The 21,871-nt window shown below is 62.7% G+C and carries 22 protein-coding genes; 13 read left to right on the top strand and 9 right to left on the bottom strand.

Annotation, left to right across the window (positions count from 1 at the left end; translation table 11 throughout):
* Window positions 1–2 precede the first annotated feature (2 nt).
* The 3 genes from xdhA to xdhC all read left to right on the top strand — a co-directional run bounded on the left by xdhA (window position 3) and on the right by xdhC (window position 5,115).
* The gene (xdhA, locus tag CO671_RS03385) at window positions 3–1,469 is read left to right on the top strand and encodes a xanthine dehydrogenase small subunit (protein ID WP_097604388.1); all 1,467 of its coding nucleotides are present in this window, start codon (window positions 3–5) and stop codon (window positions 1,467–1,469) included.
* A gap of 214 nt (window positions 1,470–1,683) precedes the next feature.
* Entirely contained in the window at window positions 1,684–4,023 is a 2,340-nt protein-coding gene (gene xdhB / locus CO671_RS03380) for a xanthine dehydrogenase molybdopterin binding subunit (protein WP_097604384.1), read from the top strand.
* Between the two features lie 279 nt (window positions 4,024–4,302).
* A complete protein-coding gene (gene xdhC / locus CO671_RS03375) occupies window positions 4,303–5,115 on the top strand; it encodes a xanthine dehydrogenase accessory protein XdhC (RefSeq protein ID WP_097604380.1) in 813 nt (270 codons plus the stop codon).
* Here the strand turns inward: xdhC and CO671_RS03370 are convergent.
* Window positions 5,091–5,285 (bottom strand): hypothetical protein, encoded by a 195-nt coding sequence (locus tag CO671_RS03370; protein WP_010031132.1) that lies wholly within the window; start codon window positions 5,283–5,285, stop codon window positions 5,091–5,093. The two genes, xdhC and CO671_RS03370, sit on opposite strands and share 25 nt — an antisense overlap.
* A gap of 101 nt (window positions 5,286–5,386) precedes the next feature.
* Here CO671_RS03370 and CO671_RS03365 point away from each other — a divergent pair, with 101 nt between their 5' ends.
* Window positions 5,387–6,283: a LysR substrate-binding domain-containing protein gene (locus CO671_RS03365; protein WP_010031130.1), complete on the top strand. Its 897-nt coding sequence runs from the start codon at window positions 5,387–5,389 to the stop codon at window positions 6,281–6,283.
* A 20-nt stretch (window positions 6,284–6,303) separates the two neighbouring features.
* On the opposite strand, the gene CO671_RS03360 is transcribed toward CO671_RS03365, so the two are convergent.
* Window positions 6,304–6,636 carry a hypothetical protein gene (locus CO671_RS03360; RefSeq protein WP_097578447.1) on the bottom strand — a complete coding sequence of 111 codons (333 nt, stop codon included), beginning with the start codon at window positions 6,634–6,636 and terminating at the stop codon, window positions 6,304–6,306.
* 161 nt (window positions 6,637–6,797) lie between these two features.
* Window positions 6,798–7,484, bottom strand: coding sequence for a Type 1 glutamine amidotransferase-like domain-containing protein (locus tag CO671_RS03355; protein ID WP_097604379.1), 687 nt, complete (start codon window positions 7,482–7,484; stop codon window positions 6,798–6,800).
* Between the two features lie 125 nt (window positions 7,485–7,609).
* Between CO671_RS03355 and CO671_RS03350 the strand changes: the two genes are divergently transcribed.
* From CO671_RS03350 to CO671_RS03330, 5 genes are all read left to right on the top strand, one after another.
* On the top strand, window positions 7,610–8,848 hold the full coding sequence (locus tag CO671_RS03350) for a urate hydroxylase PuuD (protein WP_097604377.1): 1,239 nt from the start codon (window positions 7,610–7,612) through the stop codon (window positions 8,846–8,848).
* On the top strand, window positions 8,845–10,155 hold the full coding sequence (gene guaD, locus CO671_RS03345; RefSeq protein WP_097604375.1) for a guanine deaminase: 1,311 nt from the start codon (window positions 8,845–8,847) through the stop codon (window positions 10,153–10,155). Before CO671_RS03350 ends, guaD begins: the two co-directional genes overlap by 4 nt.
* Before the next feature lie 43 nt (window positions 10,156–10,198).
* On the top strand, window positions 10,199–10,519 hold the full coding sequence (locus CO671_RS03340) for a type II toxin-antitoxin system HigB family toxin (RefSeq protein ID WP_097604372.1): 321 nt from the start codon (window positions 10,199–10,201) through the stop codon (window positions 10,517–10,519).
* Window positions 10,512–10,889: a helix-turn-helix domain-containing protein gene (locus CO671_RS03335; protein ID WP_097604369.1), complete on the top strand. Its 378-nt coding sequence runs from the start codon at window positions 10,512–10,514 to the stop codon at window positions 10,887–10,889. Before CO671_RS03340 ends, CO671_RS03335 begins: the two co-directional genes overlap by 8 nt.
* A 78-nt stretch (window positions 10,890–10,967) precedes the next feature.
* Window positions 10,968–12,134 carry an alpha-hydroxy acid oxidase gene (locus CO671_RS03330; protein WP_097604366.1) on the top strand — a complete coding sequence of 389 codons (1,167 nt, stop codon included), beginning with the start codon at window positions 10,968–10,970 and terminating at the stop codon, window positions 12,132–12,134.
* A gap of 49 nt (window positions 12,135–12,183) precedes the next feature.
* On the opposite strand, the gene CO671_RS03325 is transcribed toward CO671_RS03330, so the two are convergent.
* From CO671_RS03325 to CO671_RS03315, 3 genes are read right to left on the bottom strand one after another with little or no spacing between them, the layout of a single operon-like run.
* Window positions 12,184–12,624, bottom strand: coding sequence for a hypothetical protein (locus tag CO671_RS03325; protein WP_097604362.1), 441 nt, complete (start codon window positions 12,622–12,624; stop codon window positions 12,184–12,186).
* Entirely contained in the window at window positions 12,621–13,949 is a 1,329-nt protein-coding gene (locus CO671_RS03320) for a phosphatase PAP2/dual specificity phosphatase family protein (RefSeq protein ID WP_097604360.1), read from the bottom strand. The genes CO671_RS03325 and CO671_RS03320 overlap by 4 nt, the downstream gene beginning before the upstream one ends.
* Window positions 13,950–13,960: 11 nt before the next feature.
* Window positions 13,961–15,745, bottom strand: coding sequence for a bifunctional alpha/beta hydrolase/class I SAM-dependent methyltransferase (locus CO671_RS03315; protein ID WP_097604356.1), 1,785 nt, complete (start codon window positions 15,743–15,745; stop codon window positions 13,961–13,963).
* A gap of 199 nt (window positions 15,746–15,944) precedes the next feature.
* Between CO671_RS03315 and CO671_RS03310 the strand changes: the two genes are divergently transcribed.
* From CO671_RS03310 to CO671_RS03295, 4 genes are all read left to right on the top strand, one after another.
* Entirely contained in the window at window positions 15,945–16,556 is a 612-nt protein-coding gene (locus tag CO671_RS03310) for a CDP-alcohol phosphatidyltransferase family protein (RefSeq protein ID WP_097604354.1), read from the top strand.
* Between the two features lie 182 nt (window positions 16,557–16,738).
* Window positions 16,739–17,878, top strand: coding sequence for a PspA/IM30 family protein (locus CO671_RS03305; RefSeq protein ID WP_170964919.1), 1,140 nt, complete (start codon window positions 16,739–16,741; stop codon window positions 17,876–17,878).
* Between the two features lie 5 nt (window positions 17,879–17,883).
* Window positions 17,884–18,531, top strand: a complete 648-nt coding sequence (locus CO671_RS03300; RefSeq protein ID WP_097604348.1) for an OB-fold-containig protein — start codon at window positions 17,884–17,886, stop codon at window positions 18,529–18,531.
* Complete coding sequence (locus CO671_RS03295) at window positions 18,528–20,249, top strand: flotillin domain-containing protein (protein WP_097604346.1); 1,722 nt, start codon at window positions 18,528–18,530, stop codon at window positions 20,247–20,249. The genes CO671_RS03300 and CO671_RS03295 overlap by 4 nt, the downstream gene beginning before the upstream one ends.
* A gap of 25 nt (window positions 20,250–20,274) precedes the next feature.
* Here CO671_RS03295 and CO671_RS03290 read toward each other — a convergent pair whose 3' ends face one another.
* The 3 genes from CO671_RS03290 to CO671_RS03280 are packed head-to-tail and all read right to left on the bottom strand — an operon-like array spanning window position 20,275 to window position 21,869.
* Window positions 20,275–21,015 carry a metallophosphoesterase family protein gene (locus tag CO671_RS03290; protein ID WP_097604344.1) on the bottom strand — a complete coding sequence of 247 codons (741 nt, stop codon included), beginning with the start codon at window positions 21,013–21,015 and terminating at the stop codon, window positions 20,275–20,277.
* Window positions 21,016–21,372 carry a hydroxyisourate hydrolase gene (gene uraH / locus CO671_RS03285; RefSeq protein ID WP_097604341.1) on the bottom strand — a complete coding sequence of 119 codons (357 nt, stop codon included), beginning with the start codon at window positions 21,370–21,372 and terminating at the stop codon, window positions 21,016–21,018. It lies immediately after the preceding gene.
* Window positions 21,369–21,869 (bottom strand): ureidoglycolate lyase, encoded by a 501-nt coding sequence (locus tag CO671_RS03280; protein WP_097605058.1) that lies wholly within the window; start codon window positions 21,867–21,869, stop codon window positions 21,369–21,371. The genes uraH and CO671_RS03280 overlap by 4 nt, the downstream gene beginning before the upstream one ends.
* Between the last annotated feature and the right edge of the window lie 2 nt (window positions 21,870–21,871).

Here is a 21,871-nt window from a genome sequence, read left to right as displayed (position 1 = left end):
TCATGAACGACAGCATCCGCTTCATCCTGAACGGCGAAGATATCGCGCTCGCCAATGTCGGGCCGACAGAGACACTTCTCGATTTTCTCAGGATGAAGCGGCGGCTGACGGGCACCAAGGAAGGATGCGCCGAAGGTGACTGCGGCGCCTGCACCGTGCTCGTCGGGCGGCTGGCCGACGGCAAGCTCGCTTACGAATCGGTCAATGCCTGCATCCGTTTCATGGGCTCACTGCATGCCACGCACGTGGTGACGGTCGAGCATCTGGCCGGCCGGGACGGCGCCCTGCATCCGGTGCAGCAGGCGCTGGTCGACTGTCATGGCTCGCAGTGCGGCTTCTGCACCCCGGGCTTCGTCATGTCGCTCTACGGGCTGTGGCTGACGAAGGAAAAACCCGGCCGCCGCGAGATCGAAAAGGCGCTGCAAGGCAATCTCTGTCGCTGCACCGGCTACGAGCCGATCGTCAAAGCCGCCGAGCAGGTCAGCCTGCAGCGGCCGAGCGCGCTCTTCGACCCACTGCAGCGGACACGCTCGGAGATCGTCGCGCGGCTCTGGGCCATGCAGGCGAGCGGCACCATCCGGATTGCCAGCGGCGAAGACCGGCTGATCGTTCCGGCTTCGCTCCAGGCGCTGGCGGAAGTCCTCTCTGAGGAACCCGACGCGACCGTCATTGCCGGCGCGACCGATGTCGGTCTCTGGGTGACGAAGCAGATGCGCCGGCTGAGCCCGGTCGTTTTCATCAATCATCTGAGCGAATTGCAGTCGGTGACGGAAAGCGATGATGGCGTCACCATCGGCGCCGGCGTCAGCTACAGCAGGGCCTTCGAGGCGATTTCCAGCAAGATCCCAGCGCTCGGGCGGCTGATAGACCGCATCGGCGGCGAGCAGGTGCGCAACATGGGCACGATCGGCGGCAATATCGCCAACGGTTCGCCGATCGGCGACAGTCCCCCGCCGCTGATCGCCCTCGGCGCGACTCTGACCCTGCGTTCCCTGCAAGGGCAGCGCCGAATGCCGCTCGAGGATTTCTTCATCGCCTATGGCAAACAGGATCGCAGACCCGGCGAATTCGTCGAAAGCGTCTTCGTGCCCTATCCCAAGGCCGCCAGCCGCTTTGCCGCCTACAAGATCACCAAGCGCCGTGACGAGGACATCACCGCCGTGCTTGGCGCCTTTCTACTGACGCTCGACGAGGCCGAGACCATCACCGACATCCGCATCGCCTTCGGCGGCATGGCGGCGACGCCGAAACGCGCGCCGTCAGTCGAGGCCGCGCTGATCGGCAAGCCGTGGACGGAAGCCTCGATCGACGCCGCCCGCCCCGCCTTCGACGCCGACTACCAGCCGCTGACCGACTGGCGCGCCACGGCGGAGTATCGCCAGCTGACGGCGAAGAACCTGCTGACACGGTTCTACCTTGAGACCGTCGGCGCGCCGGCGGAGCTGAAGCGGTTCGAGGAGGTGGCGTGATGGAGACGGCTCACGTTTGCGCAAGCCAACCCCCTCATCCGGCTGCCGCCACCTTCTCCCCGCGGGGGAGAAGAGACTTGCGGCAAAGTCTCGACTCCCTCTTCTCCCCAGCGGGGAGAAGGTGCCCGATAGGGCGGATGAGGGGGGCGAGCGGCGCTGAGCCGCGAGCGCCCGGAGCATCTGCGACGGGCATTTTTTCGACAGGGAGACGCTAATGGACAAGTCCACCTTCGAAGACCGCAAAGTCGTCATCTCCGGCCCCATGCACGGCTCGCTGCGCCATGACTCAGCGCATAAGCATGTCACCGGAACCGCCGATTATATCGATGACATTCCCGAACCCGCCGGCCTCCTGCACGGCGCGCTCGGTCTCTCCGACCGGGCGCATGCCGAGATCCTCAGCGTCGACCTTTCCCAGGTCGCCGCCTATCCGGGGGTGGTCTGGGTTTTCACCGGCAAGGACGTGCCCGGCGTCAACGACACCAGTTCCAACGGCAGCCATGACGAGCCGCTGCTCGCTGAAACCTTGGTTCAGTTCCACGGCCAGCCGATCTTTGCCGTCATCGCCGAAACACGCGACGCGGCCCGCCGCGCCGCGCGGCTGGCGAAGATCGATTATCGCGACCTCACGCACTGGCACGATATCGACGGTGCGCTCGCCAATGGCGGCCCGCTGGTCATCACCCCGATGACGCTCCAGCGCGGCGAGCCGGAAACGGAAATGCCGAATGCCGCCATGCGGCTGAAGGGGCAGATGCGCATCGGCGGCCAGGAGCATTTCTATCTCGAAGGCCATATCGCCGTGGCCATTCCCGGCGAGGACGACGAGGTCACCGTCTGGTCCTCGACGCAGCATCCGAGCGAAATCCAGCATATTGTCGGCCACGTGCTCGATATCCCGTCGAACGCGGTCACCGTCAACGTGCGCCGCATGGGCGGCGGCTTCGGCGGCAAGGAGACGCAGGGCAGTCAGTTCGCAGCCCTTGCGGCGATCGCCGCCAAGAAGCTCGGCCGTGCCGTCAAATTCCGCCCGGACCGCGACGAGGATATGAGCGCCACCGGCAAGCGCCATGATTTCCTGGTCGATTACGAAGTGGGCTTCGATGCCGAAGGCCGCATTCACGCGGTCGACGCCACTTACGCGGCGCGCTGCGGCTTCTCCTCCGACCTCTCCGGACCGGTGACCGACCGCGCGCTGTTCCATGCCGATTCCAGCTATTTCTATCCGCATGTGCATCTGCAATCGAAGCCGCTGAAGACACACACCGTCTCCAACACCGCCTTCCGCGGCTTTGGCGGGCCGCAGGGCATGCTCGGCGCCGAGCGCATCATCGAGGAGATCGCCTATGCCCTCGGCAAGGACCCGCTCGATATCCGCAAGCTGAATTTCTACGGCCAGCCGGGCTCCGGGCGCACGCTGACGCCCTACCATCAGGAGGTCGAGGACAATATCATCGCCCGCGTCGTCGACGAACTGGAGGATACGTCAGACTACCGGGCGCGGCGCAATGCCATCATCGGCTTCAACCGCGACAGCCGCTATATCAAGAAGGGCATTGCCCTGACGCCGGTGAAATTCGGCATCTCCTTCACCATGACCGCCTTCAATCAGGCCGGCGCGCTCGTCCATATCTATCAGGACGGCTCGATCCACCTCAATCATGGCGGCACCGAAATGGGTCAGGGCCTCTATACCAAGGTGGCGCAGGTGCTGGCCGACAGCTTCCAGGTCGATATCTCTAGGGTCAAGATCACCGCGACGACGACCGCCAAGGTGCCGAACACCTCGGCGACCGCCGCCTCCTCCGGCTCGGACCTCAACGGCATGGCAGCGCACGACGCCGCCCGCCAGATCAAGGAACGGCTGGTGGCCTTTGCCGCCGAGAAATGGGAGGTGGCGCCATCCGACATCGTCTTCCTGGCGAACCGCGTGCGGGTCGGCGAGAGCGAGATCCCCTTCCCCGACTTCATCAAGCAGGCCTATTTCGCCCGCGTCCAGCTGTCCGCCGCCGGCTTCTACAAGACGCCGAAGATCCATTGGGACCGCAAGGCCGGCCGCGGCACGCCCTTCTATTATTTCGCCTATGGCGCCGCCTGCACAGAGGTCTCGATCGATACGCTGACCGGCGAATATCTGATCGACCGCACCGACATTGTCCACGATGTCGGCCGCTCGCTGAACCCGGCGATTGACCTCGGCCAGGTCGAGGGCGCCTTCGTCCAGGGCCTGGGCTGGCTGACGACGGAAGAACTCTGGTGGGACGACAAGGGGCGGCTGCGCACCCATGCGCCATCCACCTACAAGATCCCGCTCGCCTCCGACCGGCCGAAGATCTTCAATGTGCGCCTCGCCGAATGGTCGGAGAACGCCGAGGCCACCATCGGCCGCTCCAAGGCCGTCGGCGAACCACCTTTCATGCTGGCGATCTCGGTGCTGGAAGCGCTGTCGATGGCGGTCGCGAGCGTCGCGGATTACAAGGTCTGCCCCAGGCTCGACGCCCCGGCGACGCCGGAACGGGTGCTGATGGCGGTGGAGCGGATGAAGCGGGTGTAGGATGGTAAGACGTCCGGCTGGCTTGTTGTTCGAGCGGAACAGGCAGAGTGGGCACCCCCCTCTGTCCTGCCGGACATCTCCCCCACAAGGGGGGAGATCGGCAAGACGACGGCCCTTCGCCCATATTGCCCTGACAGCGGATTATCAAGATCCAGTTTTAGGCCGTCGTTTCCCCGTCTTGGGAAGCCCGCGCCTCATGCCGATCTCCCCCCTTGTGGGGGAGATGTCCGGTAGGACAGAGGGGGGTAACACAGCCACTTACCCCTCGGCCATCCTCCCATGACCGACCTCCCCACCTTCCTCGCCGCCCACCCCGACAGCATCCTCGTCGACATCACCGAGACACAGGGCTCCACCCCGCGCGAGGCTGGGGCCTTCATGCTCGTCTCGCCAACCGCGCTGTGGGGCACGATCGGCGGCGGACAGTTCGAATTCCTGGCGATCCACAATGCGCGGGAGATGCTGGCGGGAACCGGCGGCGCAACCACCATGGATATCCCGCTCGGCCCCGAAATCGGCCAGTGCTGCGGTGGGCGTACACAGTTGCGGTTCCGCCAACTGACGCCGACGTTGAAAGCCGAGGTCGAAGCCACACGTGCCGGCGAAATCGAGCGTCTGCCCGAGGTGCTTCTCTTCGGCGCCGGCCATGTCGGCCGTGCGCTGGCAGCTGCCCTTGCGCCGCTGCCGCTGTCGGTCACAGTGGTCGAAACCCGCCAGGAAGAGCTCGCCAATCTGCCGGCGGCGACGAAGACCCGCCTCGTGCCGATGCCGGAAGCGCTGGTGAAGGATATTGCCGCCGGCGGCGCGGTCGTCATCCTGACGCACGACCATTCGCTGGACTTTCTCATCGCCCGTGAAGCGCTGGCAAGGGAGGATCTCGCCTATACCGGCATGATCGGTTCGGCGACCAAACGCGCCACCTTGACAAGCTGGCTTTCCCGCGGAGGCGGCGAACGCGCCTGGATGGAGCGATTGACGCTGCCGATCGGCGGCACGGCGGTCAGGGACAAACGCCCCGAGGTGATCGCCGCAATGACCGCCGCCGAAATCCTGGCGGCGCTGGCGGCCTATCGCTTGCAGGCGTCCTCGTAAAACGGATCGCGTCCATCGAGGAAACCAAGATCGCGCTTGACGCGGTCAGGCGCAGCATCGAGATCGAGGCGGGGCAGCCGGCAGAAACGGCCGACCAGCCGTCCGGCAAGACGCTTGAACACACCCATGCTCGGCTGCGAGCGCTTCTCTTCGATAGCAAAGCAATCCATGACATCACCTCGTCAGTTTGATGGTATGAGTTGCAGTTTGCCGCGGAAAATACTGCAATTCCAATCGAACGACCGTCTGCCTGCATCAAGAGAACTTATCCATGAAACTCTCGAAACAATTCCCGCTGAATGCGCTGCGCGTCTTCGAGGCCGCGGCCCGGCTCGGCAGTTTCACCAAGGCCGGCGACGAACTCGGCATGACGCAGACGGCCGTCAGCTACCAGATCAAGCTGTTGGAGGAGAATGTCGGCGAGCCGCTCTTCCTGCGCCGTCCCCGCCAGATCGCGCTGACGGAGACCGGCGAGCGGCTGGCGCCGAAAGTGACCGAAGCCTTCGCCATGCTGCACGACGCGATGGCGACGGCGCGCGACAGCGTCGAAGGCACGCTCGCCATCAGCTCGACCCACACCTTCGCCTCGAAATGGCTGGCGCCGCGCCTCGGCTCTTTCCATTTGAAGCATCCGGCGATCGCGGTGCGCTTTCAGGCGACCTCCGATATCATCGACTTTTCCCGCGAGCAGATCGATGTCGGCATCCGCTGGGGCGACGGCAACTGGCCGGGGCTGGCGCTGCACCGGCTGATGGGGCTGGAGTTCACCCCGATGCTGAGCCCGAAGCTGGCGGAATCGGCCGGCGGCATCAAGGAGCCGCGTGATCTCCTGAAGTTCGATCTCTTCGACGCCGGCGACATCTGGTGGAAGCAATGGTTCGAGGCAGCCGGCGTCACCGACACGGATCTCGACCGCCGCCCGCGCAACCAGCTCGGCTCCCAGGCGGTGGAAGCCGATGCGGCGATGTCAGGACATGGCGTCGCCATCCTCAACCCGGCCTTCTATGCGGCCGAGATCGCGCTCGGCCGCCTCTATCAGCCCTTCGAACTGACCCGCAGCGACGGCAAGGCCTACTGGCTCGCCTATCCCGAAAACCGCCGCAACGTTCCGAAGATCAAAGCCTTCCGCAACTGGATCCTCGAAGAGATGAAGGCGGCCGGGGATTAGAAGCAGGCATCGCGGTAGCCTCAGAATCCCATCTCCGGCGCATAGAAGCAGCGCGGCGTATCCTCATTCGGAAAAAGACAGAGATGGTAGTCCTCGTCGCCGGATTGCATCGCCTTGGTCATCGGCAGCAGGAAGACATGCGCATGCGTGACCAGCCGGTGGTCGCCCGGCAGCAACGTTACGCGATATCCGCCCGGCGTCACCGCCACGCTTTTCGAAGGGATCATCTGGCAGTCGCCAGTATGACTGTCGCCGTTGCAACAATAGGGGTCATAACTCCACCCCGAGGGTGCGTCATGAGCCGTCGCCAGCGACGCATATGCAATCATCACACACGTCAAAATGCTGCGCATGGCATCTTCTCCGTCGATGAATGCGCCGCCGCTGATCCACTGTTCTTATTTCATTCCGGCGGCCTTAAACATAACTGTAACCGAATCGTCATGGTTTCAAGACCCGCTGTATTAACGGACCGAGTATAAGCCGGAGATAATACACACCTTCTCGGCAGCTTTTAGGCACAGGACAGCAGATCGACGATGCGGCCGCGATCGGCAGCTTCGACAAAACCGTCGGAAATCATCAGCGGAGCGCCGAAGACTTCGACGAGCCCGTTGCCGAGGATCAGACCTTCGCCGTCCCTGCATGCGAGAATGCGATTTGCCGTCGTCTCGCTGTAGCGCAACAGCGAGGGGAGATAGCCGGGATCGTCGTTCACATGCGGAAAGAACTCGAAAGGCACCAGATCGAGAGCCGCACCATCCCGCACGGCATCCGGCGAACCGCCGGAAAACAGCGCGTCGGCGGCGATCGTCGGCGTCATCAAAATCGCCCCGGCGCTGGTTCCGACGAGAATGCCGTCATCCAGCGCCCATGCGCGCAGCCTCTCCAGCATGCCGCTTTGGCGCAGCCGTCTCAGAAAATCGCCGGTGTGGCCGCCGGTCAGATGAATGGCGTTGCAGGAAAATAGCCGGCCGATCTCGTCGTCGCCGGAAAGCGCGTCGAGATCGACGAAGAGATCGAGAGACAGCCCATATTGGAGATAGTACTGCCGTTTTTCATCGAAGAACTCGCGCTGCGGCTCTGGAGCGGAGGCGATATAGCCGATGCGGTTTCCGCGTGCGAGGATGAGCGCGGCAAGCCGCCGGTCCATCGGCGCATTTTCGGCGATGAGCTGATCGCTGTAGAGCGCGGTGATCATGCCATTCCTCCCCGGGGTTCACCGCCATTACCGAAATCGGCGTCCTGTGCGGTTCTTCAATCTCCTCTTCCCTCCCCGCCAAATTTTCCGCAATGTCACGAGTCGGAGGAAGTTAGGGGAATTCGATGTATGAATATGCCATAGCATGGGAATGGCTCGCCTTTGCGGCGCGCTGGTTCCATGTCGTCACCGCGATCGCCTGGATCGGATCGTCCTTCTATTTCATCGCGCTCGATCTCGGACTGGTGAAACGCCCGCATCTGCCGCCCGGCGCCTATGGCGAGGAATGGCAAGTTCATGGCGGCGGCTTCTATCATATCCAGAAATATCTGGTGGCGCCCGCGCAAATGCCGGAGCACCTGACCTGGTTCAAATATGAGAGCTATTTCACCTGGATATCCGGCTTCCTGATGCTCTGCATCGTCTATTACGGCGGCGCCGACCTCTTTCTCATCGATCGCCATGTGCTCGATATCAGCCCCCCGGTGGCGATCCTGATCTCGCTCGCGTCGCTCGCCTTCGGCTGGATCGTCTACGACCTGCTCTGCAAGTCGCCGCTCGGTCGCAACACCTGGGGACTGATGGCGGTGCTCTATGTCGTGCTCGTCTTCATGGCCTGGGGTTACACGCAGCTTTTCACCGGCCGCGCCGCCTTCCTGCATCTCGGCGCCTTCACCGCGACGATCATGTCGGCCAATGTCTTCATGATCATCATCCCCAACCAGAAGATCGTCGTCGCCGACCTCATCGCCGGCCGCACACCTGATCCGAAATACGGGCAGGTCGCCAAGCAGCGTTCGCTGCACAACAACTACCTGACGCTGCCCGTCATCTTCTTCATGCTGTCGAACCACTATCCGCTGGCCTTCGGCACGGCGTTCAACTGGGTGATCGCGGCTTTGGTCTTCCTGATGGGCGTCACCATTCGCCACTGGTTCAACACCACCCATGCGAGGAAAGGCCGGCCGACCTGGACCTGGATCGTCACCGTCATCCTTTTCATCCTGATCATGTGGCTTTCGACCGTGCCGAAGTTGCTGACCGGCGAAACGGACGCTGCGGCGGTGGCGCCCGCCTTCCAGCAATTCGCCGGCGATCCGCATTTTCCCGCCGTCAAGCAACTGGTCGCGACGCGCTGTTCCATGTGCCACGCCGCCGAGCCTGTCTATGAGGGCATCGTACGGCCGCCGAAGGAGGTGATGCTCGAAAACGACGCGGAAATTGCCGCCTATGCCCGGGAAATCTATATACAGGCGGGGCGCAGCCATGCCATGCCGCCCGGCAACGTGACCGATATGACGCCGGACGAACGCAAGCTGCTCGTCGCCTGGTTCCAAAGCGCAGTCGAAGGCAAGAAACAATGACGACAACACTCCTGCGCGGCCGCCTGCTGTCTTTTCATCGCGCGCCGCTCAGTCTGGCCGACAGCCAGAGCTATCTCTACGAGGAGGATGGCGGCCTGCTGATCGAAGATGGGCTGATCGCAGCGGCCGGCGCCTATGCCGACGTCAAGGCAAAGGCAGCCGCCGATCTGGTCGAGATCGACCACCGCCCGCATCTGATCCTGCCCGGCTTCATCGACATGCACCTGCATTTTCCGCAGATGCAGGTGATTGCCTCCTATGCCGCCAACCTGCTCGAATGGCTGAACACCTATACCTTTCCCGAGGAATGCCGTTTCGTCGAAAGCGCGCATGCGCAAAGGATCGCCACGCATTTCTACGACGAGCTGATCCGCCACGGCACGACGACGGCGGTCGCCTATTGCTCCGTGCACAAGGCGTCGGCCGACGCCTTCTTCGCCGAGGCGATGAAGCGCAACATGCGCATGGTCGGCGGCAAGGTGATGATGGACCGCAACGCGCCGCAGGGCCTGCTCGACACGCCCGAGATGGGTTATGACGAGACCCGCCAGGTGATCGCGGACTGGCACGGCAAGGGCCGCAACCACGTCGCCATCACGCCGCGTTTCGCCATCACCTCGACGCCGGCGCAGATGGAAGCGACAGCAGCCCTTGCCCGGGAATTTCCCGACCTGCATATCCAGACGCATCTGTCGGAAAACCACGACGAAATCAAATTCACCTGCGAGCTCTACCCCGAGGCGATCGACTATACCGACATCTACGCCCGCTACGGCCTGCTCGGGCCGAAAAGCCTCTTCGGCCACGCCATCCACCTCTCCGAGCGCGAAGCCGATGTCATGAGCGAGACGGGTTCGGTCGCCGTCCACTGCCCGACGTCGAACCTCTTCCTCGGCTCCGGCCTGTTCCCGCTGAAGGCGCTGGCGCGGCGCGAAAAGCCGGTGCGCATCGGTGTGGCAACCGATATCGGCGGCGGCTCCAGCTATTCGATGCTGAAAACCATGGACGAGGCCTACAAGATCCAGCAATTGCTCGGAGAACGGTTGAACCCGCTGGAAAGCTATTACCTGATGACGCGCGGCAATGCCGAGGCGCTGTCGCTGGCCGACCGGATCGGCACGCTGGACCCCGGCACCGAAGCCGATCTCATCGTCCTCGATGCGGCGGCGACCCCGGCCATGGCGCTGAAGCTGGAAGCGGTGAAGACCTTGCCCGAGGAACTCTTCCTCTTGCAGACGATGGGCGACGACCGGGCAGTCGCCGAAACCTATGTGGCGGGCGTGGCTATGAAAGCCGGACTTCGATGATGCCGCCATTGCTCCCAAAATGGGAGCGTGCTATGGTGCCACGATGAGAGTGATCGCCCGGCGCACCCTGACGCAATTTGTCGAAAGCCCGGATGGTCAAAAAAGCCAGGCCGCCTTGAAGGCTGCTCTCGATACGTGGTTTCACGAAGTCAGCAAGGCGGACTGGAAATCCATGTCCGATATGAAGAAGCGATATGCTCATGCAAGCGTCGTCAATGCCGAACGTATCGTCTTCAACATCAAGGGAAATGACTACAGGCTGATCGTTGCCGTCGATTTCGAACGGTCGATCGTCTGGATCAAATGGATCGGCACGCATCGCAACGATGACAGGATCGACGCAGCGACGGTGGAACATGAATGATCTGAAACCCATCCGCAATGACGATGATTACGAAGACGCGCTCCTGCTGCTGAAGCAGCTCTGGGGAGCGAAAGACGGTTCGCCCGAAGCCGACAAGCTCGACATTCTGGCGACGCTGATCGACGCCTATGAAGCAGGGCGATATCCGATAGATCTGCCTGATCCGATCGATGCGATCATCTTCCGGATGGAGCAGCAGGGACTGACGCGGAAGGATCTGGAACCAATTCTGGGCAGCCGCGGGCGTGTCGCGGAAATCCTCAACAGAAAGCGTGCACTTTCACTCGATATGATCCGGCGATTGCACGAACATCTCGACATTCCGTTGGATATTCTCATTCAACCGATCCGCGGCCAAAAGGCTGCCTGATACGGCAGATTTCCCGCAACGCCCTCCAAGATTTCATGTTACGCGAGATAGCCGCATTCAGATGTGAAGGTTCAATTCATGGCCACTCCGCTCACCATCGCCGATCTGAAACAGCTAGCCCAGCGCCGCGTGCCGAAGATGTTTTTCGACTACGCGGATTCCGGCGCCTGGACGGAATCCACATATCGGGCGAATGAGAGCGATTTCAGCGGTATCAAGCTGCGCCAGCGAGTGCTGGTCGACATGACCGACCGCACGCTGGAAACGACGATGATCGGTCAGAAGGTGTCGATGCCGGTGGCCCTGGCGCCGACCGGCCTGACCGGCATGCAGCATGCCGATGGCGAAATGCTGGCGGCGCGCGCGGCCGAGGAGTTCGGCGTTCCTTTCACGCTGTCGACGATGAGCATCTGCTCGATTGAGGACGTCGCATCGGTAACGACGCGCCCCTTCTGGTTCCAGCTCTACGTCATGCGGGACAAGGATTTTGTCCTCGGCCTGATCAACCGCGCCAAGGCCACCAAATGCTCGGCGCTGGTGCTGACGGCCGATCTGCAGATCCTCGGCCAGCGCCACAAGGACCTGCGTAACGGCCTGTCGGCGCCGCCGAGATTCACGCCGAAACATGTTTGGCAGATGGCGAGCAGGCCCTTCTGGTGCCTGGATATGCTGAAGACCAAGCGCCGCACCTTCGGCAATATCATCGGCCATGCCAAGAACGTTTCCAATATCACCTCGCTCGCCGCATGGACGCACGAGCAGTTCGATCCGCGGCTCTCCTGGGCCGACGTCGCCTGGATCAAGGAGCAATGGGGCGGCCCGCTGATCATCAAGGGCATCCTTGATCCGGAGGACGCCAGGGCAGCCGCCGATACCGGCGCCGATGCGATCGTCGTCTCCAATCACGGCGGCCGGCAGCTTGACGGCGCTCCCTCGTCGATCAGCATGTTGCCTTCGATCGTCGATGCCGTCGGCGACCGCATCGAAATCCATCTCGACGGCGGCATCCGCTCCGGCCAGGACGTGCTGAAGGCGATAGCACTCGGCGCGAAGGGCACCTATATCGGCCGGCCCTTCCTCTACGGCCTCGGCGCCATGGGCAAGGAGGGCGTCACGCTGGCGCTCGGCATCCTCCGCAAGGAGATGGACATCACCATGGCGCTCTGCGGCAAACGCGACATCAACGACGTGAACGCGTCGATCATATCGCGGCAAGGCTCAAACAAAGAAATCGGCACCGGCTGAACGCGCCGATGGCGGGGCAAGACCTGCCGGACACGCAACGGCATGCCAATCAGCCAGGCGGCTGGCCGCCGCTCGCATTGAGCTGAAGGATCGCGAAAATCACGAGATAGAGGACGAGCGCAAACCGCTGCTGCCAGACGATGCGGCGCGATCCGGCAATCCGCCTCTCGAGGCCAGGCGGTGCCCCGTCAGGCTTGCGAAGCTGCATCCGGGATAGCAGGTCGTCGACGGCGGCAAGGCCGGCGGCCTCTGTCTCATGGCTCGACGCGAGGCGAAACAACAGCGCATCGAAGAGAAGATGGATCGCCAGCGCAAGGACAATCCCGCAGAAAGCCAGCATCAGGAGCCAGCCGAGCGTTGGGGCGAAACCTCGATATCCCCCGGTGATCGGGCCGGCAATCAGTGGCAACAGTGCTATCAGCCCGCAGAACATTGAATTGCGGCCTAGATTTCGCGCCGTCGCGGAGGCCGCGGTTTTCCACTGCGTCATTGCACACCTTCCTTCGCAGCATGGATACTTTCCACAGGCAGATAAACACGCCGCCCCGCGCGTTCGATCAGCTGCAAGGCTTCGGTCGGATTTTCGCAACGTCGGCTGATGACCAGCCAACTTACGATGACGCAGGCGCTCCGCTGGAAACCGAGCGCGCAGCAGACGAGGACCGGTCCCTGGTGACGCGCAGCCTCGATGACATCAGCCGCGGCTCGCGCCTGGATCTTGTCGAGGCCTGTAAGATCGAGGGCGGGAAAACTGCACCAGCGCGCAAGCGTCCCGCTCGGGCGCTGAAGTTCGCCGGTCATGTCGATCACCGTGGCAAAACGGTCGGCCTCGCGGCGACGCGGAAAACGACCGAGATGGACGCCATCAGCGATCACCACGGATGCCGGCATTTTGCGTGTCCAGAGCCAGACGTTGATGGTCGCGCCGAGCCGGTAGGGTGCCAGCAGCCAGCGGCTGGCAAGCGCGGCCCGGCCATCGGCGCGTTTCAGGAATATCTGCGGGCCGGCGCCGAAATATCCGACGGCGACGATCGCCAGCGCAACAGCCGGCCAGAGCAACAGAAGTGCCGCGGGTGATAGAGGAGTGCAGAGCGCTGCAAGGCCGAGAAATGCGGCGGCACCACCGAGATAGCAGATGCCAAGACGGCGCGACTTTGGATCGCCGCTCACAATAAAACTCGCAAGAGGGGAAGCGGCATCGCGCGGAAAAAGCCAGACGGCAAACAGACCGAGCAGCATGCCGGTCGGTATGTCCATGACGTGATGCTGCCACGTCGTCAGCACGGAGGCGCCGATCAGGAAGCACCAGACGTGCCAGAGAAGCCGCGCCCTGCGCGGCAACCGGCCGCGCAGATGGTCCCAGATCACCACCAGCAGCGCGATATGCAGCGACGGCGCCTGGTTGAACGGTTTATCGAAACCACCGAGAACGGCGAACATGAAACCGGGCAGGCCGCTGGTGGCCGGCCGTACGAAGATTGCTTCGAGCGGAATGGCGATGAAGCAGGCGACCGCTATTATCTGGATCGTCAGATAACGCCTCGCAAGCACATCCACATCGCGCGGCGTCGTGTTGATGAACAGGCAGAGTGCGTAGAACAGGTTGATCGACCAGTACGGAATGATCGTCCACGCCAGGAACGGAATGGCGCTTTCCCATGCGAAGGCGATGTTCGGCACATGCGCGCGTTGCGATGCCAGCCAGTTGGCGCCGCCATAGGTCAGATAGAAGAACGGCGCCAGGAAGACGAGCCAGAGCGCCGCCCGCTTGAGGACCGGCGCTGATTGGGAAAGAGGAGAACGTGCCTGCCCCAACGGCTTTGCCCTCAAATTCTTTCCGCCAGCGAGACGGTGAAAATGCCCCACTGGTCGATGCGCTGTTCGATCTTGCGGAAACCGGCCGCGGCGACCAGTTGATCCATTTCTTCTTGCGTCCGCCGCCGCATCACCCACGCTTGGCCGCCGCGGTGGGAGGTCAGGGCGCGGGCGATCATCTCCAGTTGTGGATGCCATGGCTGGTTGGTGTAGACGAGCAGACCACCGGGCTGCATCGCGCGGGCGATCCCGTTGAGCGACGTAGAAATCATCCCGTTGTCGGAGAAAAGCTCGTAAAGGCCGGAGACGATTGCGAGATCCGGAGCCGGCGTGATTGCAGCCAGCCCCTCGCCGTCAAAGGCATCCTGCTGGCGAAAGCTCACGAAATCACTAAGGCCCCGCGCTGCAATGCTGTTGCGGCCGGCGTCGACGTTGATGGGGGAGTAATCCTGCAATCGCACACTATCGGGACGCACGGCAGCCGCCTCGATCGCATCGAGGACATAACGGCCGTGGCCAGCCGCTATGTCGAGCATATGGGTGCTGCGGCCGGCTGCTTTAAGGCGCTGCAGCCCGTCCTCGATCAGCTCCTGCAAATGCAGCTTGCGCTGCCTGATGCCGCGCCAGCCGATCGCCTCGAGGAACACCTTGTCGATCAACCGCCCGCCGGGACCGAGCCCCTGCGGCTTGTTCTCATAGACGTAATCGAGCGTCGAACCGGAATCGAAACCGGTCTTGACCCCGGTCTTTATGCCGTCCGATACCAATGCGCCGAGCCTGATGTTGAGACGGCTGAGCGCCCAGTAGATGCCGCGTGGAGACGTGGCGTCCAGAGGGCTGGCGAGGCGGTCGGCCTCATCCTTGGTATAGCCTTGGACATGGGCGGTGCGAAGGTCGGCAGGCGCCCGGGGCTCGGCGAACCGTGCATCGATAAAACGGCGGACCTCGGCGAGCGCAATCGCACGGTCCCTCTCACCCAGCGTGTCATGATAGAAGCCGGCAAGCACATGCCGCTCCTTGATGCGGCTGCCGAGATTTTCGTAGAACCGATGCTGCGGCGCGTGTCGCACCACCCAGTCACTGCCGGAGATCAGCAGCTGGGTCGGAACGGTGATGGCGCGGGCGTCATCGACGACACGGGCCGCGGCTTCGTAAAGCTGCAACAGAATATTGGAGGCAATCGGCCGGGTGATCAGTGGGTCGGCTTCAAAGGAGGCGATGCGCTCGGGATCGTGCGTCAGAAACTTCGCCTTGACATAGGAATTGACGAAGAATGTCCCCTTGAGCTTTTCCCAGAGCGCAATGCCTTCCCTCGCAAAAGGCACGTAGAGCTTGACGCTGAAGGCCGGTGAGGCCAGCACGAGCGCACGGATCTGCGGCGCATAGTCGTGCACCCAGGTGGTAGCGAGGACCGCGCCGACGCTCTGCGCAATGACGGCGATGTTTTCAACGGCAATCCCGGTTGTCTCGCTGACATGGCGGACGAAGCAATCGAGATCACGCACCGAGGCTGCGAAGGATGGCGAATAGCCGCGTTCTCCCGGTGAACGTCCATGGCCGCGTGCGTCCCAGGCGTACAAGGCAAAATCATCGAGACCGAGCTCGGCGGCAAGATGCGCGACCCGGCCGCTATGCTCGTGGCCGCGATGTAGAAGAATGATTGCGCCCTTCGGTGCAGCACCGGTCGCGGGCCACGTCCGATAAAACAGTCGCGTGCCATCATGCGACACGAATTCGGATTCACGCATCGGCCTGGCCGTCGAGGACGGTTGCCTGATATCGGCAGCTTGCAGCACGGTCTACTCCTATTCTGATCGGTTGATGGGTTGCAACCATTGGCGGAACAGTGGTTTGCATTCATTGCAAAAGTCTAGTCGCAAATGTAAGCCCTATACGAGAACCGATATGAAGTATCGGCTTCCCCATAAGCACGACGTCTTCACCGCCGGAGCTGGGATAGATTTTTCCGATGCCCCGAAACTCCACTGAGGTAGCATGTCTGTTTATCAATTGAAGTCCCGGTTTCAGAATATGCTTCGCCCTCTGGTGCGCGCGCTGGCGGCGCGAGGCATCACGGCTAATCAGGTGACGACTGTTGCCGCGGCCGTCTCGGTTGCACTTGGCCTTTTCCTGAGTGTCGTTCCGCTTCCGCAGTGGTTCCTGCTGGTGCCTGCATGGTTTCTCCTGCGCATGGGTCTCAATGCCATTGACGGCATGCTCGCGCGCGAACATGGGCAAAAGAGCATTTTGGGCGCCTATCTCAACGAGATCGGTGATGTCGTGTCGGATATCGCCCTGTATTTGCCGTTTGCGCTCCTGGATCCGAACGGCCTGATGCCGGCAATGGTTGTCATATTCCTGTCAGTGCTGACGGAATTTGCCGGTGTATTGGGTCAAACGGTCGGCGCCAGCCGGCGTTACGACGGTCCACTCGGCAAGAGCGACCGTGCGGTGCTTTTCGGTGCGCTCGGCCTCTTTGTCGCCGTTGGCGGCACGTTTGCAGCATGGACTGCGTGGCTTTGGGCAGTGGTGGCACTCCTTCTCGTATGGACGATCATCAACCGTATCAGCGCCGGTATTCGCGAGGGGCGCGCAGCCGCCCGGTAGGAAGCCGAGCCGATCCGCCGGCGGTTCGTCGATCGGCAATGTGATCCGGGGGCTGTCGAACGCTGTTTCTTGCGAATTGCATCTTCCAGTCCCTCCTTCTTCCGACGATAAGCCAAACAAAAGTTGTATATTTTGCGCACCTCCTCTTGAAAGCACAAAAGCGGTGCTTTATGTTTTTATCCATGGCACCGACGAGCAAGACATCGCATCCATCGCTATTGCGCTACATGCTGGCGCCTGACGACCAGGCCCGCCTAGCGCTGGACGACACCATTGCCGCCTATCGCAGGATGACCGACATCCTGACCGAGCTCATCGACGACAAAGCGGGCGCCAATCTGGTCGTTTTGCATGAGCTTGCCTATGAAACCGTCCGCGAGCAGACGGGCCTGCCGGCGCGGCTGGTGACGCTCGGCCTGCGCGATTTCGCCGCCAATCGGGGCATCATCCCCGATCCGCTGCAGCTGCCGCTTGATGACAAGCTCTTCGCCATCAAAGGCCCCTCGGACCTCACCATCGCCACGGTGCACGGACGCGTTGCCGTGCCCTTCGATGTCGCGGGCTATTCCAGGGGATGGGAGAGTATTTTTCCCGCATACCTTGTAGCGGACCACGATCGCTACGAGATTAACATCGGCGTCACGCCGAATTCCGCTCGGATGGAGGAAAACATGACGAATGAAGGCATTCTTTCACGCATGGGTCGCCTGATCGCGGGCATCGCCAATGCGGCGATCGACAAAGCGGAAGGCGTCAACAAGATCGCGGTCATCGAACAGGCGATCCGCGAAATCGATGCGGCCGCGGAGGAAGCCCGCGCCGATCTCGGCAAGGCGCGCGCCGAGGAATACCGCATCCAGAGCCGCAAGGATGAAATCGCCGAAGACATGAATGCGCTCGATGAGAAGATTCGCCTGGCGGTCTCCTCCGGGCGCGACGATCTCGCAAAGGCCGGCGTCGCCCGTCAGATCGATCTCGAATCCCAGATCGCAGCACTCGACAAGGCGCTGGCCGATGCGAGCGAGCAGGTGGATGAGGGCCAGAAAGCCCTGCAGGCCGTGCTCGCCACGCGCCGCGAGGCCGACGCCCGTCTTGCCGATTTCAAGCGCAGCATAGCCAGGCATCCCGAAGAGGCTCTCGCCGGCCACAACAGACCGACGCCGGGCGCGGACGCCGCCCGCGCCGCCGCGGCGGTCTCGCGGCTGACCGGCGTTCCATCAGGCGAACATGCCCACAGTTCCGAACTGGACGAACTCGACCGATTGCACCGCGAGCAGGCGATAGAAGCCCGCCTCGCGCGTTTCAAGGCGGATAACCGGTAACGCCGATGGGACTTTTTCTCGCTCCTGAATGCCTTCCCTTTGCGATCGCCGCCGCCGTGCTTGCCGGCCTGACCGTGATCGAGATGCTCGCGACGGTCATGGGTTTTTCGATCACGGAGCTTCTCGGAAAACCGGATCTCCACGGCCATGACGGCATTGCCGGCTACTTGTCGTGGCTCAATGTCGGCGGCGTTCCCCTGCTCATTCTCCTGATGATGGCGCTCGGCTTCTTCGCCATTGCGGGCTTTGCCGTACAGGCGGTCGCCGGCGCTTTCTGGGCCCCACTGCCCGCCGCTATCGCCGTCGTTCCCGCCTTGACGGTCACCTTCCCCATGGTCAGGGCATCGAGCCGGACGGTGGCGCGGATCGTCCCGCACGACGAGACCTATGCAGTCGATCTCGATACCCTTATCGGCCGGACCGGAGAAGTGTCGCTCGGCCCGCTCGATCAGGGACTGCCTGGTCGCGTCCGCGTCAAGGACCAGCACGGGAACTGGCATGTTCTGAGAGCCAAGGCTGCCAAGGGCCAGGACCCGCTGAAGATCGGCACGCAGGTTCTCCTCGTCGATCGCAAGGCAGATGTGTTTATCGCCATTCCAGCACTGGTGGATCCCATCGGTGCAAACAATCAATCTTTCAGGGAGCAGCCATGATGTACGACATTCTTCTACCGGCCGGCATTACGATCGTCCTGATCTTCGGCATCGGCTTTGTCCTCGCCTCTCTCTACACGCGCTCCAGCCGTGACGAGGCCTATGTCCGCACCGGACTCGGCGGCCAGAAAGTCGTGCTCGACGGCGGCTCCGTCGTCCTGCCGATCTTCCACTCGATCGCCAGGGTGAACCTGAAGACGCTGCGCCTCGAAGTCCGCCGCGGCGAAGGCGATGCGCTGATCACCAAGGACCGCATGCGCGTCGATATCGGCGCCGAATTCTACGTACGCGTAAAGCCCGACGGCTCCTCGATCGCGCTGGCCGCCCAGACGCTCGGCAGCCGCACCAACGATGCCGAGGCGCTCCGCATCCTGATCGAGGCGAAATTCGTCGACGGCCTTCGCTCGGTGGCGGCGACGATGAATCTCGACGCGCTGCAGGAGCAGCGCATGGACTTCGTCAAGGCCGTGCAGGAAGCCGTCGGCGCCGATCTCCAGTCGAACGGTCTCGAGCTCGAATCCGTATCCCTGACGCGCCTCGACCAGACCGATATCAAGCATTTCAACGCCAACAACTTCTTCGATGCACAGGGTCTGGCGGCGCTGACGCGCATCACCGAGGGCCGCAAGAAGGAGCGCAACGAGATCGTCCGCGATACCGAAGTCGCCATTGCGCAGAAGGATCTGGAGGCCCGCCAGCAGTCGCTCGCCATCGAGCGGACGAAGCGGGAGGCCGAGCTCAGCCAGGAACGCGACATCGCCAATAAATCCGCCGCGACGCGCGCCGAAACCGCCCAGCAGGAGCAGGCGGCAAAACGTGCCGAAGAGGAAGCCCGCATCGCCTCCGAGCAGGCGATCGCCGAACGCGAGGCGGCCGCCAAGCAGGCTCGCGAAAGCGCAAACATCGATGCCGCCCGCGCCGTCCAGCAGCGCGATACCGAAGCCAAGCGCGACCTTCAGATCGTCGCCCAGGAGAGCGCCATCGCCGTTGCCAACAAGAGCCGTGAAGAATCCGAGGCGAAGGCGACTGCCGAAACGGCCCGCGCTCGGGCAATAGCGGCAGAGGAAAAAGTCGGCACGGCCAAGGCGATCGAAATTGCCGAGCGCGAAAAGCAGATCGCCGTGATCGACGCGCGCAAGAAAGCCGAAACCGAAGCGACTGCCGTGACCGTCGGCGCCGAGGCCGAGAAGCAGGCCGCGATCGATCAGGCGGAAGCCATCAAGACGCTCGCGACCGCCGAAGCCGATGCGGCCATCATCAAGGCCAAGGGCGTTCTCGAAACCGGCAAGGCCGCCGCGGAAAGCGAGGCCTTGCTCAATGAAGCCCGCAACAAGCTCAGCCAGACCATCATCGAGTTCGAGATCACCCGCGAGCGCATCCGCATCATTCCCGAAGCACTCGCCGAGGCGGTCAAGCCGATCGAAAAGATCTCCGACATCAGGATTTTCGACACCGGCGGCATGCTCGGCCGCGGTGGCGCGAACGGCGACAACGGCATCGGCATGGGCGACGGACTGGCCGGCCAGCTGCTTGCCTACCAGGCCAATAAACCGATCCTCGACAAGCTGTTGAAGGAAGCCGGCTTCGAAGGCGACAATGCCATCTCATCCCTGCTTGGAAGTCTCGACAGCGCCAAGCCCGCGGCCCCACCAGTCGTACCGGCCGCACCCGCCGCACCGGCGCAGGCGGCTATCGCAGCTGCACCTCCGAAGGAGTAATCCGCTATCGCGCGCGAAGGGCCGGCTACCGCAGCCAGCCGGTCGCCAGCGCACTCGCCCAGTCGGGCCGGCGGTTTTCCGCCGCCAGCCTCGACATCGCGAGATTGTCATAGGCGACGCTGCGGAACTGCCACGTCCATCCCGCAGGCGACTTTTCCAGAATGGCATAACCGGCCAGCGGATGGCCGGCTTCGACCTTGTGGTAGCAGGGTAGATCGTCGTCATAGGCAGGGCAGCCGACGCTGCCGGGGTTGACGATCAGCCGGCCGTCGGAGAGACGGACGGCGCGGGGAATGTGCGTGTGCCCGCAAAGGATCAGCGGCAGGTCTATGCCCTCAGCCAACGCCTCGATCGCTTCGATGGGCTTCGGGAAAACGATGCCCTCCGGCGAGACGGACTCCAGCCAGTAGAGATTGTCGTCTTTCGGCGTTGCATGGCAGAGATAGGCCTCGCCGCGATAGACGGCATCGAATGGCAGGCTGCGCAGCCAGCCGAGCTGGGATGGCGACAATTGCCGATAGGCGGCGGCATCCGAGGCATGCATGGAAGCCGGATCCCGCTCAGTGAGATAGCGGTCGTGATTGCCGCGTACCGACGTCAGGCTGAGTGGTATCAGCAGATCCGCCGTCCGGCCGGCCTCCAGCGGCCCGCTGAAGACATCGCCGAGATTGACGATCTCCTCGACGCCTTCGGCGCGAATATCGGCCAGCACTGCCTCGAGCGCCAGATGGTTGCCATGGATATCGGCGATCGCGGCAAATCTCATCTAGCTACCTCGATAGGTGGAGTAACCATAGGGCGAAAGCAGCAACGGCACATGATAGTGCGCCGTGACATCGGCGATGCCGAAGCGGATCGGCACGAGATCGAGGAAAGCCGGATGCGGCAGCGGCGTGCCGCAGGCGCGCAGATAATCCCCGGCATGGAAGACCAGTTCATAGGTTCCGACGTGGAAATGTTCGCCGGCAAGGATCGGGCCGCCATCGATCCGGCCGTCGGCATTGGTCGCGACCGTCTTCAGATGCCTGCGGATCTCGCCCTCGAGCTGGAAAAGATCGATCCTGAGGCCCTTGGCCGGCTTGCCGAGGGTGGTGTCGAGAACATGCGTGGTCAGTCCGGTCATGGGGCTGGCTCTTTGATGACGAAGGGGGTTTCGAAGAAGAATTCTTCCAGATTGTTGCCTGGTCCGTCGCGATCGACGACCAGGAAATCGGAGGGCTGGCCAAGCGCCATCAGCGGATGATGCCAGACATTGCGGCGGTAATTCACCCCCTGATCCCCGCGCGCGAGAAACACCTGCGGCCGGCCGGGGCGCCCGTTCTCGTCCTCGGAGACGACGACGAGGAAGGGCCGGCCGGAAAGCGGCGAGAAGCTCTGGCTGCCGAAAGGATGGCGCTCCATCATATCGACATCATAGGGAAAGCTGCGCGGCTGGCCGCGAAACAGATTGATGATGACGCGCCCGCCCTCGCCCGCCGCCTCGGCTGCGGCCAGCGCATGAAAACGCTCGGTTGTGCCGCCATTGATCAGCCGCATCGAGGCTGGATCGGCTTCGATCACCTCGCCGAAAGGGGCGAAGGTCGATCTGGTCAATGGACGGATGTCGAGAAATTCAGGCAACG

The organism is Rhizobium sp. M10, from assembly GCF_002531955.1.
Taxonomy (GTDB): domain Bacteria; phylum Pseudomonadota; class Alphaproteobacteria; order Rhizobiales; family Rhizobiaceae; genus Rhizobium; species Rhizobium etli_C.
Note: the sequence above shows the minus strand (reverse complement) of the source record. Positions and strands in the feature narration are given on the sequence as shown.